The sequence below is a fragment of the Micromonospora sp. M51 genome (assembly GCF_018070305.1).
GTDB lineage: Bacteria > Actinomycetota > Actinomycetes > Mycobacteriales > Micromonosporaceae > Micromonospora > Micromonospora parva.
On sequence record NZ_JAGPXZ010000849.1, the window covers coordinates 1 to 2,413 of the forward strand.

Here is a 2,413-nt window from a genome sequence, read left to right on the forward strand (position 1 = left end):
GCTCGGTGACTTCGTCGAGCACGACCTCGACGACGACCACGTGCTGACGCCGGTGGACCGGCCGAAGGGCCGCAACGCCGCTGCCATCGTGGCCGGGGTGGTCACCACGCCGACCGAGCGGCACCCGCAGGGCGTCACCCGGGTGGTGCTGCTGGGCGACCCGACGAAGTCGCTGGGCGCTCTGTCGGAGCCGGAGTGCCGGCGCGTGATCGCCGCACTGGACCTGGCCGAGCGGATGCAGGTGCCGCTGGAGTGGTGGGCGCTGTCCGCCGGGGCGCGGATCTCGATGACCTCCGGCACGGAGAACATGGACTGGGTGGCGGCGGCGCTCAAGCGGATCGTCGAGTTCACCCAGGCCGGCGGTGAGATCAACATCGTGGTCGCGGGCATCAACGTCGGCGCTCAGCCGTACTGGAACGCCGAGGCGACAATGCTCATGCACACCAAGGGCATCCTGGTGATGACGCCGGACTCGGCGATGGTGCTCACCGGTAAGCAGTCGCTCGACTTCTCCGGCGGCGTGTCGGCCGAGGACAACTTCGGCATCGGCGGCTACGACCGGGTGATGGGGCCGAACGGGCAGGCGCAGTACTGGGCGCCGAACCTGACCGCCGCCCGCGACGTGGTGATGGCCCACTACGACCACACGTACGTCGCGCCCGGGGAGGACGCGCCCCGACGGGCGGTCACCGCCGACCCGACCGACCGGGACATCTCCGACTTCCCGCACGACGTGGCGGGCAGTGCCTTCGCCACCGTCGGGGAGATCTTCTCGGCCGAGTCCAACCCGGACCGCAAGAAGCCGTTCGACATCCGGACGGTGATGCGGGCCCTCTCCGACCAGGACCACCCGGTGCTGGAGCGCTGGGCCGGCATGGCGGACGCGGACACCGCCGTCGTGCAGGACGTCCACCTCGGTGGTACCCCGGTCTGCCTGCTCGGCATCGAGTCCCGGTCGGTGCCGCGGCACGGCTTCCCGCCCACCGACGGTCCGGACACCTACACGGCGGGCACGCTCTTCCCCCGCTCGTCGAAGAAGGCCGCGCGGGCGATCAACGCGGCCAGCGGCAACCGGCCGCTCGTGGTGCTGGCGAACCTGTCCGGCTTCGACGGCTCACCGGAGTCGATGCGCAAGCTGCAACTGGAGTACGGCGCTGAGATCGGCCGGGCGATCGTGAACTTCCGGGGTCCCATCGTCTTCTGCGTGATCTCGCGCTACCACGGCGGTGCGTTCGTGGTGTTCTCGAAGGCGCTGAACCCGAACATGACGGTGCTGGCGCTGGAGGGTTCGTTCGCCTCGGTGCTCGGTGGCGCACCCGCCGCCGCTGTGGTGTTCTCCGCCGACGTCAACGCCCGTACGTCGGCCGACCCGCGGGTGCGGGACCTGGAGGCCCGCGCCGCCGCCGCGGCCGGCACCGAACGCGCCGCGCTGACGGCGGAGCTCGACGAGCTGCGTTCGTCGGTGCGCGCGGAGAAGCTCAGCGAGGTGGCCGCCGAGTTCGATCGGGTGCACAACATCCACCGCGCCGTCGAGGTCGGCTCGGTGGACGCCGTCATCCGCGCCGCCGAGCTGCGTCCACGCATCATCGAGGCCATCGAGGCCCGCCTGGGGTGACCCACCGAGACCGGGCGGGGTGGGCTCGGTTCCTGGACGACCAGGAACCGGGCCCGCCCCGTTTCAGGTGGCGTGGCGCAGCAGTTCGTGAAGGAACCCGACGACCTCGTCGGGGCTGAGGTCCATGGCGTTCTCGCCGACGCTGACCTCGAACGAGCACCGGTCCGGTGCCGGCGCCGAGCGTACGCGGCCGAACAACTCCACCCCGTCGGCGGCGAGCAGCGCGTCGGCGGCCCGCGTCGCGGCGTCCGGGCCGACCGGGAGGTGGACGTGGAACAGGGGCGTCTGCGGTGGGTCCGGGTAGGCGCGGGCCACCCCGTCGGCGTTGATGGCCGCCGCGATCGCCACCGCGTGCTCCCGGTGCGCCGGTAGCCGGGGCAGCAGGGTGTCCAGGCCGTGCAGCGCGGTGAGGGCCAACGGCCACGCGTCGTAGACGTCGCCGCCGAGCCGACGACGCCACACCCGGGCCTCGGCCACCAGTGCGGTGTCCCCGGCGAGCGCGGCACCGCCGGCGCCCTGCAGTCCCTTGTAGAACGAGACGTAACCGGTGTCGAACAGCGCGGCGATCTCGGCGAACGGCCGCTGGTAGTACGTCTGCGCCTCCCAGAGGCGGGCGCCGTCGAGGTGGATGGCGGCGCCGCGTTCACGCATCGCCTCGGTCTGCGCGACGAGGTCGTCCCACTGCGGCAGCAGTCCGCCGATGTCCCGTTGCGGCAGCTCCCACAGCACGGCAGCGAGCGGTTCGGCGACGGCGGTGAGGTCGGCCAGGGTCATCAACCGGTGGCGGTCGCCGACGGG

2 protein-coding genes are annotated in these 2,413 nt (G+C 72.2%); one reads left to right on the forward strand and one right to left on the reverse strand.

What is annotated here, in order from left to right; translation table 11 throughout:
- Positions 1-1,615 (forward strand): carboxyl transferase domain-containing protein (locus tag KBX53_RS29700; RefSeq protein ID WP_305797984.1); only part of this gene is annotated, 1,615 nt, incomplete at its 5' end.
- Between the two features lie 63 nt (positions 1,616-1,678).
- Here the strand turns inward: KBX53_RS29700 and KBX53_RS29705 are convergent.
- A partial coding sequence (locus tag KBX53_RS29705) for a beta-eliminating lyase-related protein (RefSeq protein ID WP_210862960.1) occupies positions 1,679-2,413 on the reverse strand: 735 nt, incomplete at its 5' end.